The sequence below is a fragment of the Acidovorax sp. SRB_24 genome (assembly GCF_012931925.1).
This window is the reverse complement of record NZ_MWOM01000002.1, coordinates 70347-85381: the sequence shown is the minus strand read 5'-3', so window position 1 is coordinate 85381 and position 15035 is coordinate 70347. Positions and strand designations below refer to the sequence as shown.

Below are 15035 nucleotides of genomic sequence, written 5' to 3'. Positions count from 1 at the left end.
GAGGTACGAACCACATATGTCCAGTATTACTGTCGCCGAGTTCGCTAGTGAACTCAAAAAAACCCCCGAAATCCTGCTCGAACAGCTCAAGTCTGCCGGAGTGGTCAAGGCTGCCTCGTCCGATCCGTTGACCGAGTCTGACAAGCAAAAACTGCTTGCGCACCTGCAGGCCAGCCATGGCGGCGGGTCCGGGGATCGCAAGAAAATCACGCTGGTGAAGAAGTCCACCAGCGAGATCAAGCAGGCCGATGCCTCGGGCAAGGCGCGCACTATCCAGGTGGAAGTGCGCAAAAAGCGCACCTTCGTCAAACGTGACGACGGCGCTGACGCTCCCGTGGGGGACGACGACGCTGCCGATTCCGTGCAGGCACAGGAAGCGGCGCATGCGGCGGAGAACAAGGAGCTGGCCCGCCGCGAGGAAGAAGCGCGCCGCCAGGCCGAGCTGATCAGCCGCCAGGAAACTGAACTGGCCGAGCAGCGCAGCGAGCGCGAAGACCGCGAACGCCGCGAACGCGAAGCCGCTGAGCGCGCTGCTGCCTACGCTGCCCAGGAAGCCGAGAAAAAGGCCCAGGCTTCTGCGGTCAAGCAGGAAGCCAGCCGCGAGCAGGCTGCGGAAGCCGCCGCCCGCGCCGCCGCGCAGGCCGAGGCCCGCGAGAAGGCCGAAGCCGAATCCCGCGCCCGTGCGCAGGAAGAGGCCGCACGTGCGTCCGACCTCGAAGAGCGCCGCCGCAAGGCCCTGGCCGAGGCGGCTGCCATCCGCACCATGATGGCGACGCCCAAGAAGGTCATGGTTGCCAAGAAGCCCGAAGAGCCCAAACCCGTGCCGCGCGCGGTCACCGGCGACGCCAAGAAGGGTACGCTGCACAAGCCTGCCGTGACCCCGGGCGCGCGCACCGGCACCGCTGCGGCGCCCGCCGCTGGCGCAGGCAAGGAAGTCAAGTCGGCCAAGCTCTCGTCGAGCTGGGCGGGCGATCCGGCCAAGAAAAAGGGCATTCCAACCCGTGGCGACACCGGTGGTGGTGCCAACCGCAGCAGCGCCTGGCGCGGCGGACCCCGCGGTGGCGGTGGCCGCCGTGGCAACGACCGCGATCGGGGCGGCTCGCTCTCCATGCACCAGGCTCCGGTGGAGGCGCGCATCATCGAAGTGCACGTGCCCGAAACCATCACGGTGTCTGAGCTCGCACACAAGATGTCGATCAAGGCATCCGAAGTCATCAAGGCGCTCATGAAGATGGGCCAGATGGTCACCATCAACCAGCCGTTGGACCAGGACACCGCGATGATCGTCGTGGAAGAAATGGGCCACAAGGCGCTGGTCGCTGCGCTGGACGATCCTGAGGCCTTTGCCCAGCACGAAACCGCGCAGCAAGACGTCGAGTTTCTGCCGCGCGCTCCTGTCGTCACCGTCATGGGCCACGTCGACCACGGCAAGACCTCGCTGCTGGACTACATCCGCCGCGCCAAGGTGGCGCCGGGCGAAGCCGGCGGCATCACGCAGCACATTGGCGCCTACCACGTCAAAACGCCGCGCGGCATGGTGTCGTTCCTCGACACCCCCGGCCACGAAGCCTTCACGGCCATGCGTGCCCGGGGCGCGCAGGCCACCGACATCGTCATCCTGGTGGTGGCGGCCGACGACGGCGTGATGCCGCAGACCAAGGAAGCCATCAAGCACGCCAAGGCGGCGGGTGTGCCCATCGTGGTCGCCATCACCAAGTCCGACAAGCCCGAGGCCAACCCCGACCGCGTCAAGCAGGAGCTGGTGGTCGAAGAGGTGGTGCCCGAGGAATACGGCGGCGACTCGCCCTTCGTTCCGGTGTCGTCCAAGACGGGCGCTGGCATCGACACCCTGCTCGAGCAGGTGCTGCTGCAGGCTGAAGTGCTGGAACTCAAGGCGCCGGTCGACTCCATGGCCAAGGGCCTGGTCATCGAAGCCCAGCTCGACAAGGGCCGCGGCCCGGTCGCCACGGTGCTGGTGCAGTCCGGCACGCTCAAGGTGGGCGACGTGGTGCTGGCCGGCCAGACCTTTGGCCGCGTGCGCGCCATGCTGGATGAAAACGGCAAGGTCACCAAGACGGCCGGTCCATCGATCCCGGTGGAAATCCAGGGCCTCACCGAAGTGCCGCAGGCCGGCGACGAGTTCATGGTGCTGTCCGACGAGCGCCGTGCGCGCGAAATCGCGACCTACCGTGCCGGCAAGTTCCGCAACACCAAGCTGGCACGCCAGCAGGCGGCCAAGCTCGAGAACATGTTTGCCGACATGACGGCGGGCGAGGTCAAGCACTTGCCCATCATCGTCAAGGCCGACGTGCAGGGCTCACAGGAAGCGCTGTCGCAGTCGCTGCTCAAGCTCTCGACCGACGAGGTCAAGGTGCAGCTGGTGTACGCCGGCGTGGGCGGCATCAGCGAGTCCGACATCAACCTGGCGATCGCCTCCAAGGCCATCGTCATCGGCTTCAACGTGCGCGCCGATGCCGGTGCGCGCAAGCTGGCCGAGAACAACGATGTCGACCTGCACTACTACAGCATCATCTACGACGCCGTGGACGAGCTGAAGGTGGCGATGTCCGGCATGCTCGCTCCCGAGCAGCGCGAGGAAGTCATCGGCACGGCCGAGATCCGCACCGTGTTCGTGGCGACCAAGATCGGCACCATTGCCGGCAGCTACATCACCTCGGGCCATGTCACGCGCAATGCCAAGTTCCGCTTGCTGCGCGACAACGTGGTCGTCTACACCGGAGAGATCGACTCGCTCAAGCGCCTCAAGGACGACGTGCGCGAGGTCAAGGAAGGCTTCGAGTGCGGTATCAAGCTCAAGAACTACAACGACATCAAGGAAAATGACCAGTTGGAGTTCTTCGAGATCAAGGAAATCGCGCGGACCCTCTAAGCCATGGCAGCCAAAAAGTCTTCCACGCCCAACCGCGCCTTCAAGGTGGCCGACCAGATCCAGCGCGATCTGACGGAACTGATCGCGCGCGAGTTGAAAGACCCGCGCGTGGGCATGGTGACGCTGCAGGCCGTCGAGGTCACACCCGACTATGCCCATGCCAAGGTGTTCTTCAGCCTGCTCACGGGGGACCCGCAGCAGACGCAGGACGCCTTGAACCAGGCGGCAGGCTTCCTGCGCAACGGCCTGTTCAAGCGCCTGCACATCCACACAGTGCCAACGCTGCACTTCGTGTTCGACCGCACCACCGAGCGTGCGGCCGACATGAATGCGCTCATCGCGCAGGCCGTGGCGTCGCGTTCCAAGGAAGAGTAGTCCATGAACGCGCCCCGCACCCGGGTGCAGCGGCGCCCTGTGCATGGGGTGTTGCTGCTCGACAAACCGCTCGGATTTTCCAGCAACGATGCCTTGCAAAAGGCCAAGTGGCTGCTGCGCGCCGAAAAGGCCGGGCACACCGGCACGCTCGACCCGCTGGCCACCGGCGTCTTGCCGCTGTGCTTTGGCGCCGCGACCAAGTTCAGCCAGCTGCAGCTCGATGCCCCCAAGACCTATGAAGCCATCGCGCGCCTGGGCGTGACGACGACGACGGGCGACGCCGAGGGCGAGGTGCTGCGCGAGTGCGCGGTCGATGCGGCCATGCTGGCGCCCGAGCGCCTGGCACAGGTGCAGCGCCAGTTCACCGGCCCGATCCGGCAGGTTCCGCCGATGTACAGCGCGCTCAAGAAAGACGGCAAGGCCTTGTACGAATACGCGCGTGCAGGCGTCGAGGTCGAGCGCGCCGCGCGCGACGTCGAGATTCATGCATTGAATGTGGCTCTAGCGCTTGATGGGCAAGCGCAGCCAGCTATCAAAATAATAGTTACATGCAGCAAAGGTACCTATATCCGCACGCTCGGCGAAGACATCGGAGCGGCACTCGGCTGTGGCGCCCACCTGACCTTTTTGCGCCGCATTGACACCGGGGGCCTCGGCATCGAGCGCTGCGTCAAGCTCGCCGACTTCGAGGCCATGGACGAGGCCGAGCGCCTGGCCTGCCTGCTGCCCCCCGAGGCGCTGCTGGCCGGCCATCGCCATGTCACGCTGGGGGGCGAAGATGCAGGCCGCTTCCTGTCGGGTCTGCGCCGGCGCGGCAGCTGGCCTGACGCCCCGGCGGTGGCCGTGTTCGGCGATGCGCCGCGCGCCTTGCTGGGCGTGGCCCACACGGCGGCCGGCGAACTGATTCCGGACCGTCTGCTGAGCCCGATCGAAATTCAACAAATCCTGGAAAGTACGCCGGCCACCGTTGCCGCCGGCATTTTGGAAACACCATGAGCAAACAAATCCGCAATATCGCCATCATCGCCCACGTTGACCATGGCAAGACCACGATGGTCGACCAGCTGCTGCGCCAGTCTGGCACCTTTGCCACCCACGAAAAAGTGGTCGACACCGTGATGGACAACAACGCCATCGAACGCGAGCGCGGCATCACCATCCTGGCCAAGAACTGCGCCGTGAGCTGGGAAGGCACGCACATCAACATTCTCGACACCCCCGGCCACGCCGACTTTGGCGGTGAAGTGGAGCGCGCGCTGTCCATGGTCGATGGCGTGGTGCTGCTGATCGACGCGCAAGAAGGCCCTATGCCGCAAACGCGTTTCGTGACCAAGAAGGCGCTGGCCCTGGGTCTGAAGCCGATTTTGGTGGTGAACAAGGTGGACAAGCCCGGTGCGCGTCCTGATTACGTGGTCAATGCCGCGTTTGACTTGTTTGACAAGCTGGGCGCGACCGATGAACAACTGGACTTCCCCGTCGTGTATGCCTCGGGCATCAATGGCTGGAGCTCGCTCACCGAAGGTGCGCCCGGCGAACAGTGGGGCTCTGACATGTCGGCGCTGTTCAACACCATCCTGAGCCACGTGCCTGTGGTCAAGGGCGATCCCAATGCACCGCTGCAACTGCAGATTTCGGCGCTGGACTATTCGACTTTTGTCGGCCGCATTGGCGTGGGCCGCATCACGGCGGGCACCATCAAGCCCAACATGGACGTGCTGGTCATGGAAGGCCCGGACGGCAAGTCGTTCAAAGGCCGCATCAACCAGGTGCTGCAGTTCCAGGGCATTGACCGCGTGCAAGTGCAGGAAGCCGGCCCGAGCGACATCGTGCTGATCAACGGCATTGCCGAACTGGGCATGGGCGTGACCGTGACCGATCCGCAAAACCCGGCTCCGCTGCCCATGCTCAAGATCGACGAGCCGACCCTGACCATGAACTTCTGCGTGAACACCAGCCCCCTGGCCGGTCGCGAAGGCAAGTTCGTCACCAGCCGCCAGATCTGGGATCGCCTGCAGCGCGAACTGCGCAGCAACGTAGCGCTGCGTGTCAAGGAAACCGACGAAGACGGTATCTTTGAAGTCATGGGCCGGGGCGAACTGCACCTGACCATCTTGCTCGAAGAAATGCGCCGCGAAGGCTACGAACTGGCGGTGTCCAAGCCGCGCGTGGTGTTCCGCGAGATCGACGGGGAAAAATGCGAGCCCATCGAACTGGTGACCGCCGACATCGAAGAGCAGCACCAAGGCGGCGTGATGCAGGCCCTGGGCGAGCGCAAGGGCGAACTGGTGAACATGGAGCCCGATGGCCGCGGCCGTGTGCGCCTGGAGTACCGCATTCCGGCGCGTGGCCTGATCGGCTTCACCAACGAGTTCCTGAACCTGACGCGTGGTTCCGGCCTGATCTCGAACATCTTCGACAGCTACGAGCCGTACAAGGGCGAAATCGCGGGCCGGAAGAACGGCGTGCTGATTTCCATGGACGACGGTGAAATCTTCACCTATGCCCTGGGCAAGCTCGACGACCGCGGCCGCATGTTCGTGCGCGCCAACGACCCAGTCTACGAAGGCATGATCGTCGGCATCCACAGCCGCGACAACGACCTGATCGTCAACGCCACGCGCACCAAGCAGCTGACGAACTTCCGTGTCTCGGGCAAGGAAGACGCCATCAAGATCACGCCACCGATCGACCTGACGCTGGAATATGGCGTCGAGTTCGTGGAAGACGACGAGCTGGTCGAAATCACGCCCAAGTCGATCCGCCTGCGCAAGCGCTTCCTCACGGAAGGCGAGCGCAAGCGCGCTGGCCGCTGATAGCGCCGGCCCGGACCGCCAAGGTCTGGCCCCCTAGCCACCGCACTGCGGTGGCTTTTTTTTGCCTGCGCGCGCCGCTGTCGCGTGCGGTATCGCACTGCGTGCCGCCCGCGCGCGACAATGCCGGGTTACCCGATGAATTTTTGACAAAGGAATGATCAATGACGCAGATGGTGGCTGAAGTCGTGACCGAGGTGCGCGGCCAGGTGGGTTTCATCACGCTCAACCGCCCGCGCGCGCTCAATGCGCTGTCGCTGGGCATGGTGCGTGACCTGATGGCGGCGCTGCTGGCCTGGCAGGACGACGCGTCCGTGCAGGCGGTGGCGATCCGCGGCAGCAACAAGGAGGGCCCGTTCGGTGCTTTCTGCGCCGGCGGGGACATCCGCTTCCTGCACCAGGCGGGCAGCCAGGGCAACCCGCAGATCGAGGACTTCTTCAGCGAGGAGTACGCGCTCAACCACCTGATCCACAACTACCGGAAGCCCTACATCGCGTTCATGGACGGCATCGTCATGGGTGGCGGCATGGGCATCAGCCAGGGCGCTGCGCTGCGCATCGTCACCGAGCGCACCAAGATGGCCATGCCCGAGACGGCGATTGGCCTGTTTCCCGATGTCGGCGGCGGCTATTTCCTCTCGCGCTGCCCGGGGCACGTCGGCGAGTGGCTGGCGCTCACCGGCGACGCCATTGGCGCCGGCGATGCCATCGCCTTCGGCCTGGCCGATGGCTGCCTGGCCGTCGACCAGCAGGCGCCGCTGTGGGATGCGCTGGGCACGCAGGCGTTTGCCGATGGCGCGGCAGTGAAGGCCTTTGCTGCTTCTCAATTGGTAGCTGTCAGCGCAGACACAGCAAGCGTTAGAGGTCAAATTGATCAATATTTTTCTCTGGACAGCGTGGCCGCCATCGTGGCCGCGCTCGAAGCCGCGGACAGCGATTGGGCGCGCGCCACGGCGGCCACGCTGCGCAAGCGCTCGCCGCTGATGTTGCACGTGGTGCTCGAGCAGGTGCGCCGCGCCCGTGGCATGGGCCTGGCCGATGACCTGCGCATGGAGCGCGACATGGTGCGCCACTGCTTCTACCTGCGCCCTGGCGCGAGTGAAACGGTGGAAGGCATCCGCGCTTTGGCGGTGGACAAGGACCACGCGCCGCGGTGGAATCCGGCGCGCATCGAAGAGGTGCAGCCTGCGCTGGTGGCATCGTTTTTCGACAGCCCCTGGCCTGCCCATGCGCACCCGCTGGCGGCGCTGCGCTGACCGGCCATAGCGCAACGGCGCCCGCCTGCGCCGCGGTCCATCACAGTTGCCGGTGCACGGCCCTCGCCAACTGCAGTAGCGCGGCGCGTGGCAGCGGCCCGCTCAGCGCGTAGCCAAAGCCCTGCTCGGTCCAGTAAAAGCCCGGAACGGGCCCTTCGTCCGTGAAGCGAAAGGCTGTCGGTGCCGTTCCCGGCACGGCGCCCAGGTAGAGGGTGATGCGCTGGCCCGTGCGGTCCTGGTACATGAACTGCGCACGGGCCCCCGCGTCACCGGGCAGCAGGCGCCCGCCGACCAGCTCATAGCCCTCGGCGCTCAGCACCGGCAGCTTGAGCGGGCGCTCCAGCCGTTTGGATAGCCATTGCACCAGATGCGCTTGCTGGTCTGCGGCCACTTCGACGGGGTGGCGTTGTTCGGGCTGGTACACGGCGTAGGCCAGCGCGGCCTGGTGCGCGAAGCCCTGGATCGGTGCCGGTGCGCTGGCCAGCGTGCCTTGGGCGCCCGGCGGCCAGGCGCTGCGGCCGAGCCAGCCCAGCGCAAACGCAAGCAAGACCGAGGCCGCCATGCCACCCCAGCGCCACCATTGGCTTTGCCGCGCTGCGGCGTGATCGACCTGGGCTGCGAGGGCCTGTAGCGCGCCGGGCACGGGTGCACCCAACAGCTCAAGGCGCAGGGCGCGCAGCTGCTGGCGCTGGCGCTGCCAGTCGCCGGCCTGGGCGTGGGCCTGCGGGGCCTGCGCCAGCCGGGCGCTCAGTGCCGCGGCCTCGGCGGGGGCCATTCGTCCGTCCGCATAGGCGTGCAGATCTTGCTCGTCGAAAGAGGAGGTAGGGCGGGGGACTTGCATGGTTGCGGTGTTTACTTGAGGCGGTGCAGAAAAGGCGCTGCGTGCGGCGGTTCACTGGCCTGCGTTGCCATGAGTTCGCGCAGCCGCGCCCGGGCGCGCGACAGCCGCGACATCACGGTGCCCACCGGGATCGCCAGCACCCGGGCAGCGTCTTCGTAGGCCATGTCTTCCAGCGTGACCAGCAACAGCACGGCGCGCTGCTCGGGCGGCAGGCGCTGCAGGCAGCGCTCCAGGTCGATGGCCTCGTCGCGCCCCTCGGCGGGGGCCTGCAGGCTGTCCTGCACGTCTTCCAGTGCCACGGCGATGTGGGGCGCCTGGGCGCGCCGCTGGTTGAGGTAGAGGTGGTGCATCAGCGTGAACAGCCAGGCACGCAGGTCACTGCCGGTGCGCCACAGCAGCCACTTGCGGCAGGCGCGCTCGAGCGTGTCCTGCACCAGGTCGTCGGCGGCCCAGGCGTCTCCCGTGAGCACGCGCGCATAGCGGCGCAGCCCCGGCAGGTGCTCGGCAACCTGGGCACGGTTCATGCCGGTCCGCGTCAGGGTTTGGCAGCGTGCCAGACTTGGTTCATGCCGTCGCCCGTCATGTCGCCGGCCTTGCCATCCTTGGACCAGTAATAGAGCGGCTTGCCCTTGTAGGTCACCTGTGGCGTTCCGTCATCGCGCTGGATCATGCCGTAGTCGGCGCCACCGGGCGTGGGCAGTGACGTGAGCGGCGGCCAGTTGGTCGCGCAAGGGCCATTGCAGGTCGATTTGCCGGCCGTGTCGCGGTCCAGGGTGTAAAGGGTCATGCCGTTGGGGCCGACCAGCACACCGTTCATGGTCTGGAGCTGGGCCTGGGCCGCGGAATAACCCGTGGCCAGTGCCGCGAAGACGAGCAGGGATGAGAGTTTTTTCATGGATCACTCCAACAAAAGTGCAGGCATGGGGAAAAGCCCCCATGCATCTGGACAAACACCTTTGCAAAGCGCTTTATTCCATGGCACGCCGCCCGAGCGCCCCAAATTAGCGGTGGCGGCTTTTCATGGCGCGCTCCACTTCGCGCTTGCCTTCGCGATCCTTGATGGTGTCGCGCTTGTCGTGCTCGGCCTTGCCCTTGGCCAGCGCGATTTCGCATTTCACGCGGCCATCCTTCCAGTGCAGGTTCAGGGGCACCAGGGTGTAGCCCTTTTGCTCCACCTTGATGATCAGGTGCTTGATCTGCTCCTTGTGCAGCAAGAGTTTCTTGGTGCGCACCGCGTCGGGGTTGACGTGGGTGGAAGCGGTCTTGAGCGGGTTGATCTGGCAGCCGATCAGAAACAGCTCGCCATTGCGTATCACCACATAGCCATCGGTCAGCTGCACCTTGCCTTCACGCAGCGCCTTGACTTCCCACCCCTCCAGCACCATGCCAGCTTCGTGGCGTTCTTCGAAGAAGTAGTTGTAGGCCGCTTTCTTGTTGTCGGCAATGCGGGAGGAGGTTTGGGGTTTCTTGGCCATCAGGAATAAGTGCGGTGCCAGCCGGGAGGTAAAAGGCCTCCCTACAATTGCAGGCGTCGCGCATCCGCGATTCTAGTTTCTCTGGCCAGCGCAGCCGCTTTGCATGCCCTGGCCTCTCGCTCTGCGCATTGACATGAAAACCGTAAGCAAGTCCGTATTGATCTGGTACAGCCCCGAAGAGATGTTTTCCCTGGTGACGGGGGTCGAGCAGTACCCGCAGTTTCTGCCCTGGTGCGACCATGCACGGGTGTTGGAAGAGGACGCGGGCGGCATGCTGGCCGAGGTCGGCATCGCCATCAGCGGCATCCGCCAGACCTTCGTGACGCGCAATACGCACGAGCCGGGACGGCGTGTGCAGATGCACCTGGTGAAGGGTCCGTTTTCGCGGCTCGATGGCGACTGGCACTTCCATGGCGTGGGCGATGGCAGCCAACGGGCCTGCCGGGTCGAACTGCAGCTCAACTACGGTTTTGACAATGCGACGCTGGCCAGGCTGGTCGGGCCGGTGTTTGACCGCATCGCCGGCACCATGGTCGACGCCTTCGTCAAGCGCGCCGAAAAAGTTTATGGCTGAGCCTGCTTCGGCACCCGCCGGACAGATGTGCGTCACCGTGGTGGCTTCGGTGAGACCGGGATCTGCCGTCGAGTGGACGGGGTTCTTGCCGCAAGGCGCTACGGTGGCCGACGCCCTGGCGGCCAGCGGTTTGGCCGACACCGCGCCTGAGCTGTTTGTGCCCGTGCCCCTGTGCGGGGTCTGGGGACGGGTGGTGGACCCGGCGCAGGTGCTGCGCGACCAGGACCGTGTGGAGCTGTACCGCCCGCTGACGGTCGACCCCAAGGTGGCACGGCGTGAGCGCTTCGCACGCCAGGGTGCCCGCACCACAGGCCTTTTTGCGCGCCAGAGGCCGGGCGGAAAGTCGGGCTACTGAGGACGGGGGGCACGCCCGCTGCCGCGATGGCGCCTAGCGCTTGCAGTCCGACGCGATGATGCCCTCGATGCGCCGGGTTTCTGCGGCCCGCCCTGCCTCGTCCAGAAACACCAGCTCGCCCTGGGCATTGGTCTGGCGCAGAAGCTTGCCGGAGTCAAAAGTGGCCTTGGCCTGTTTTGCGCGGCTGCAGTTGTCGGCGCGCAGGGCCGCAAGCTTGTCTTCCTCTGCCTTCTTTTTGGCGGCTTCGGCTGCCTCGGCCTGGATTTTCTTCTCTTCGAGTTCCTTGTCCTTGCCTGGGGCGCGTGCCGCATCGCGGGGAGCGAGTGCAGAAGCCGCCGCCGGCTCGGCTGCGGCAAGTGCCGGCGCAGGTGTGCCCGCAGGCTGCTTCAGAACGCTTTTGGCCGGGATGTCGGGCGGGGGTGCGCGGTCGCTGAAGACCTTGCGGCCGTCCTTGTCGATCCACTGCCACTGCGCCACGGCGCCCACCGACCAGGTGCAGGCCAGTGCAAGCAGAAAAAGTTTGGGCATTTTCATGGGCGCGAGTGTAGCTTTGCCCGCGGCACCAGCAGGAAGTGTTGCGGCGGGTACAATCCTTTTTTTGGAGCTTTCTCATGCGCCTTCTTGGAAAAGCGCTGACCTTCGACGATGTGTTGTTGGTGCCAGCGTACTCCCAGGTCCTGCCCAAGGACACTTCTCTTGCGACACGGTTTTCCCGCAACATCACCCTGAATTTGCCTTTGGTGTCCGCTGCCATGGACACCGTCACCGAAGCGCGCCTGGCGATCGCTATTGCGCAAGAGGGCGGCATCGGCATCATCCACAAGAACCTCACCGCGCAAGAGCAGGCCGCCGAGGTGGCCAAGGTCAAGCGCCACGAGTCGGGTGTGGTGAACGACCCCGTGGTCATCACCCCCGAGCACACCGTGCTGCAGGTGCTGGAGCTGTCCGAAAACCTCGGCATCTCGGGCTTTCCGGTCTGCGATGGCGGCAAGGTGGTCGGCATCGTGACCAGCCGCGACCTGCGGTTCGAGACGCGCTACGACGTCAAGGTCAGCCGCATCATGACGCCGCGCGAAAAGCTCATCACCGTCAACGAAAAGGACGGCACCACGCCAGCCGAGGCCAAGGCGTTGCTCAACAAGCACAAGCTCGAACGCATCCTGGTCGTGAACGACGCCTTTGAACTCAAGGGCCTGATCACCGTCAAGGACATCAACAAGCAAACCACCTTCCCCAACGCCGCGCGCGACGCCTCTGGCCGCCTGCGCGTGGGCGCCGCGGTGGGCGTGGGCGCCGGCACGGAAGAGCGCGTGGAGCTGCTGGTCAAGGCCGGAGTCGATGCCATCGTGGTGGACACCGCCCATGGCCACAGCCACGGCGTGATCGAGCGCGTGCGCTGGGTCAAGCACAACTACCCGCAGGTCGATGTGGTGGGTGGCAACATTGCTACGGGCGCCGCAGCGCTGGCGCTGGTCGAGGCCGGTGCCGATGCCGTCAAAGTGGGCATTGGCCCGGGCTCCATTTGCACCACGCGCATCGTGGCCGGCGTCGGCGTACCGCAGATCATGGCCATCGACAACGTGGCCACCGCGCTCAAGGGCACGGGCGTGCCGCTGATTGCCGACGGCGGCATCCGCTTCTCGGGCGACATCGCCAAGGCACTGGCCGCCGGCGCCTCGACCATCATGATGGGTGGCATGTTTGCCGGCACCGAAGAGGCCCCGGGCGAGGTCATCCTGTACCAGGGCCGCAGCTACAAGAGCTACCGCGGAATGGGATCGATCGGTGCCATGCAGCAGGGCTCGGCCGACCGCTACTTCCAGGAAGCCACCACCGGCAACCCGAACGCGGACAAGCTGGTGCCCGAGGGCATCGAAGGCCGCGTGCCCTACAAGGGCTCGATGGTGTCGATCGTTTTCCAGATGGCGGGTGGCGTGCGCGCTGCCATGGGCTACTGCGGTTGCGCATCGATCCCGGAGATGAACGACCGGGCCGAGTTCGTCGAAATCACCACGGCCGGCATCCGCGAGAGCCACGTGCACGACGTGCAGATCACCAAAGAAGCGCCCAACTACCGCGCCGACTGACCTCTGTGCCACCCCAGGCCCGAACCCACGCAACGCGGTGTTCGGGCCTTCGCCTTTCTCACCGCCATGCAACACTCCAAAATCCTCATCCTCGACTTCGGCTCCCAGGTCACGCAACTCATCGCACGGCGCGTGCGCGAGGCCCATGTGTACTGCGAAGTCCACCCCTGCGACGTGACCGATGCGTGGGTGCGTGATTACGCCGCCGACGGCACGCTCAAGGGCGTGATCCTGTCGGGCAGCCACGCCAGCGTGTACGAGGACTCCACGGACAAGGCGCCGCAGGCGGTGTTCGAGCTGGGCGTGCCGGTGCTGGGCATCTGCTATGGCATGCAGACCATGGCGCACCAGCTCGGCGGCAAGGTCGAAGGCGGCCACCAGCGTGAATTCGGTTTTGCGGCCGTGCGCGCGCACGGCCACACGGCCTTGCTCCAGGACATCGCCGACTTCACCACGGCCGAAGGCCATGGCATGCTCAACGTGTGGATGAGCCATGGCGACAAGGTGACCGCGCTGCCCCCGGGCTTCAAGCTCATGGCCAGCACGGAAAGCTGCCCGATCGCCGGCATGGCCGACGAAGCGCGCCATTTCTATGGCGTGCAGTTCCACCCCGAGGTCACGCACACGCAACGAGGCCAGGCCCTGCTGGAGCGCTTTGTGCTGGGCATCTGCGGCGCGACCCCGGACTGGGTGATGCGCGACCACATTGCCGAAGCGGTGGAACTGATCCGCAAGCAGGTGGGCGACGAGGAAGTCATCCTGGGTCTGTCCGGCGGCGTGGATTCGTCGGTGGCGGCAGCCCTGATCCACCGTGCCATCGGCGACCAGCTGACCTGTGTGTTTGTCGACCACGGCCTGCTGCGCCTGAACGAGGGCAACATGGTGATGGACATGTTCGTCGGCAAGCTGCACGCCAAGGTGATCCGCGTCGATGCGAGCGAGCTGTTCCTGGGCAAGCTGGCCGGCGTGTCCGACCCCGAGGCCAAGCGCAAGATCATCGGCGGCGAGTTCATCACCGTGTTCAAGCAGGAAGCTGCCAAGCTCACCAGTGCCGGTGCCAAAGGCGCCAAGTGGCTGGCGCAAGGCACCATCTACCCGGACGTGATCGAGTCCGGCGGCTCGGGCGCCAAGAAGGCCGTCACCATCAAGAGCCACCACAACGTCGGCGGCCTGCCCGAGCAGCTGGGCCTGAAGCTGCTCGAACCGCTGCGCGACCTGTTCAAGGACGAAGTGCGCGAGCTGGGCGTGGCGCTGGGCCTGCCGCCCGCAATGGTCTACCGCCACCCGTTCCCAGGCCCCGGCCTGGGCGTGCGCATTCTGGGCGAAGTCAAGAAGGAATATGCCGACCTGCTGCGCCGCGCGGACGCGATTTTCATCGAGGAACTGCGCAACTTCAAGGACGAAGCCACGGGCAAGAGCTGGTACGAGCTGACCAGCCAGGCGTTCACGGTGTTCCTGCCGGTCAAGAGCGTGGGCGTGATGGGCGATGGCCGTACCTACGACTACGTGGTCGCGCTGCGCGCCGTGCAGACCAGCGACTTCATGACGGCCGACTGGGCCGAACTGCCGTATGCGCTGCTCAAGAAGGTGTCGGGCCGCATCATCAACGAAGTGCGCGGCATCAACCGCGTGACCTACGACGTCAGCAGCAAGCCGCCAGCGACGATCGAGTGGGAGTGATCCTGCAATAGGAATTCACTGGAAATTACGGGAATAAAAACCCGCACAAGCCCGCGCCAATGCGGGCTTTTTTCATTTTTACGTGGAAATATAAGGAACAGGGCGCACCATCAATAAGCGTATCTTGCATGGTTTTATTTTTGGTGCGGAGAAGCGAGATGCCATCAATACTGGCTTAGGACGCCCAAGCCAGCAGGGTCTTGCGTCGGATGAGGGTGGCAGGTTGTGTAGTGGTTGGCTGCTATCGCTCCATAACTCATTCCGATGGAGGCAGGCAGGCGCGAAAATGGCGGTTTAGAAAATGAGTTTCCCTGTGAATCAACCTGTTGCCCATACCGAATTGCTTGCCACTTTCAAGAGGGCGAAGGTAGAGGCTGCTCATAAACAAGGCCTCATCAAAACAGTTGCAGCCAAGGGGCCGAAGGCAATTCAAGCGGCGGTCGATACGGCAGCCAAGGCGGCAAAGCGCAGGGATGCGTATGCGGCAAAGCTCGCCCAGCTAGGGGTGGATCTGAAGGATTGAGTGGTTTATTACCCGCACGCCAGAGAGCCATCGAGCCGCTTTTGATGCTGGCGCTGCAGCTGAGGCAGGGCAGCAGTTCGGGTTTGGAGGCTAAATGGTTCTGTGGCTTGCCCGTGGGTCCGTAAGAAAAGCCTGTCCCACGCCTGTGGGCGTGAGTTGTGGGCAGTGG

At 65.0% G+C, this 15035-nt stretch carries 15 protein-coding genes; 10 read left to right on the top strand and 5 right to left on the bottom strand.

Annotated elements, in window-relative coordinates:
* The first annotated feature begins 16 nt into the window (after positions 1-16).
* The 5 genes from infB (at position 17) to B2J89_RS01050 (ending at position 7331) form a co-directional block, all read left to right on the top strand.
* Positions 17-2890 carry a translation initiation factor IF-2 gene (infB, locus tag B2J89_RS01070; protein ID WP_169167380.1) on the top strand — a complete coding sequence of 958 codons (2874 nt, stop codon included), beginning with the start codon at positions 17-19 and terminating at the stop codon, positions 2888-2890.
* Positions 2891-2893: 3 nt separating this feature from the next.
* Positions 2894-3265 carry a 30S ribosome-binding factor RbfA gene (gene rbfA / locus B2J89_RS01065; protein WP_169167379.1) on the top strand — a complete coding sequence of 124 codons (372 nt, stop codon included), beginning with the start codon at positions 2894-2896 and terminating at the stop codon, positions 3263-3265.
* A 3-nt stretch (positions 3266-3268) separates the two neighbouring features.
* On the top strand, positions 3269-4261 hold the full coding sequence (gene truB, locus B2J89_RS01060) for a tRNA pseudouridine(55) synthase TruB (RefSeq protein ID WP_169167378.1): 993 nt from the start codon (positions 3269-3271) through the stop codon (positions 4259-4261).
* On the top strand, positions 4258-6078 hold the full coding sequence (gene typA / locus B2J89_RS01055; protein ID WP_169167377.1) for a translational GTPase TypA: 1821 nt from the start codon (positions 4258-4260) through the stop codon (positions 6076-6078). The genes truB and typA overlap by 4 nt, the downstream gene beginning before the upstream one ends.
* 161 nt (positions 6079-6239) lie before the next feature.
* Positions 6240-7331: an enoyl-CoA hydratase/isomerase family protein gene (locus B2J89_RS01050; RefSeq protein WP_169167376.1), complete on the top strand. Its 1092-nt coding sequence runs from the start codon at positions 6240-6242 to the stop codon at positions 7329-7331.
* Between the two features lie 40 nt (positions 7332-7371).
* Here B2J89_RS01050 and B2J89_RS01045 read toward each other — a convergent pair whose 3' ends face one another.
* The 4 genes from B2J89_RS01045 to smpB all read right to left on the bottom strand — a co-directional run bounded on the left by B2J89_RS01045 (position 7372) and on the right by smpB (position 9647).
* Positions 7372-8172 (bottom strand): anti-sigma factor, encoded by an 801-nt coding sequence (locus B2J89_RS01045; RefSeq protein WP_169167375.1) that lies wholly within the window; start codon positions 8170-8172, stop codon positions 7372-7374.
* A gap of 11 nt (positions 8173-8183) precedes the next feature.
* Complete coding sequence (locus B2J89_RS01040; protein WP_169167374.1) at positions 8184-8696, bottom strand: sigma-70 family RNA polymerase sigma factor; 513 nt, start codon at positions 8694-8696, stop codon at positions 8184-8186.
* Between the two features lie 11 nt (positions 8697-8707).
* Positions 8708-9067, bottom strand: coding sequence for a hypothetical protein (locus B2J89_RS01035; RefSeq protein WP_169167373.1), 360 nt, complete (start codon positions 9065-9067; stop codon positions 8708-8710).
* Positions 9068-9173: 106 nt separating this feature from the next.
* Positions 9174-9647 carry an SsrA-binding protein SmpB gene (gene smpB, locus B2J89_RS01030; RefSeq protein ID WP_169167372.1) on the bottom strand — a complete coding sequence of 158 codons (474 nt, stop codon included), beginning with the start codon at positions 9645-9647 and terminating at the stop codon, positions 9174-9176.
* 133 nt (positions 9648-9780) lie between these two features.
* Here smpB and B2J89_RS01025 point away from each other — a divergent pair, with 133 nt between their 5' ends.
* Together B2J89_RS01025 and B2J89_RS01020 are read left to right on the top strand one after the other, a co-directional pair.
* A complete protein-coding gene (locus B2J89_RS01025) occupies positions 9781-10221 on the top strand; it encodes a type II toxin-antitoxin system RatA family toxin (RefSeq protein WP_169167371.1) in 441 nt (146 codons plus the stop codon).
* The gene (locus B2J89_RS01020; protein ID WP_169167370.1) at positions 10214-10576 is read left to right on the top strand and encodes an RnfH family protein; all 363 of its coding nucleotides are present in this window, start codon (positions 10214-10216) and stop codon (positions 10574-10576) included. The genes B2J89_RS01025 and B2J89_RS01020 overlap by 8 nt, the downstream gene beginning before the upstream one ends.
* Before the next feature lie 33 nt (positions 10577-10609).
* On the opposite strand, the gene B2J89_RS01015 is transcribed toward B2J89_RS01020, so the two are convergent.
* Entirely contained in the window at positions 10610-11110 is a 501-nt protein-coding gene (locus tag B2J89_RS01015) for a DUF4124 domain-containing protein (protein WP_169167369.1), read from the bottom strand.
* A gap of 77 nt (positions 11111-11187) precedes the next feature.
* Here B2J89_RS01015 and guaB point away from each other — a divergent pair, with 77 nt between their 5' ends.
* From guaB to B2J89_RS01000, 3 genes are all read left to right on the top strand, one after another.
* Positions 11188-12663 (top strand): IMP dehydrogenase, encoded by a 1476-nt coding sequence (gene guaB / locus B2J89_RS01010; RefSeq protein ID WP_169167368.1) that lies wholly within the window; start codon positions 11188-11190, stop codon positions 12661-12663.
* A gap of 66 nt (positions 12664-12729) precedes the next feature.
* The gene (gene guaA / locus B2J89_RS01005) at positions 12730-14343 is read left to right on the top strand and encodes a glutamine-hydrolyzing GMP synthase (RefSeq protein ID WP_169167367.1); all 1614 of its coding nucleotides are present in this window, start codon (positions 12730-12732) and stop codon (positions 14341-14343) included.
* Between the two features lie 313 nt (positions 14344-14656).
* The gene (locus B2J89_RS01000) at positions 14657-14866 is read left to right on the top strand and encodes a hypothetical protein (RefSeq protein WP_169167366.1); all 210 of its coding nucleotides are present in this window, start codon (positions 14657-14659) and stop codon (positions 14864-14866) included.
* Positions 14867-15035 lie beyond the last annotated feature (169 nt).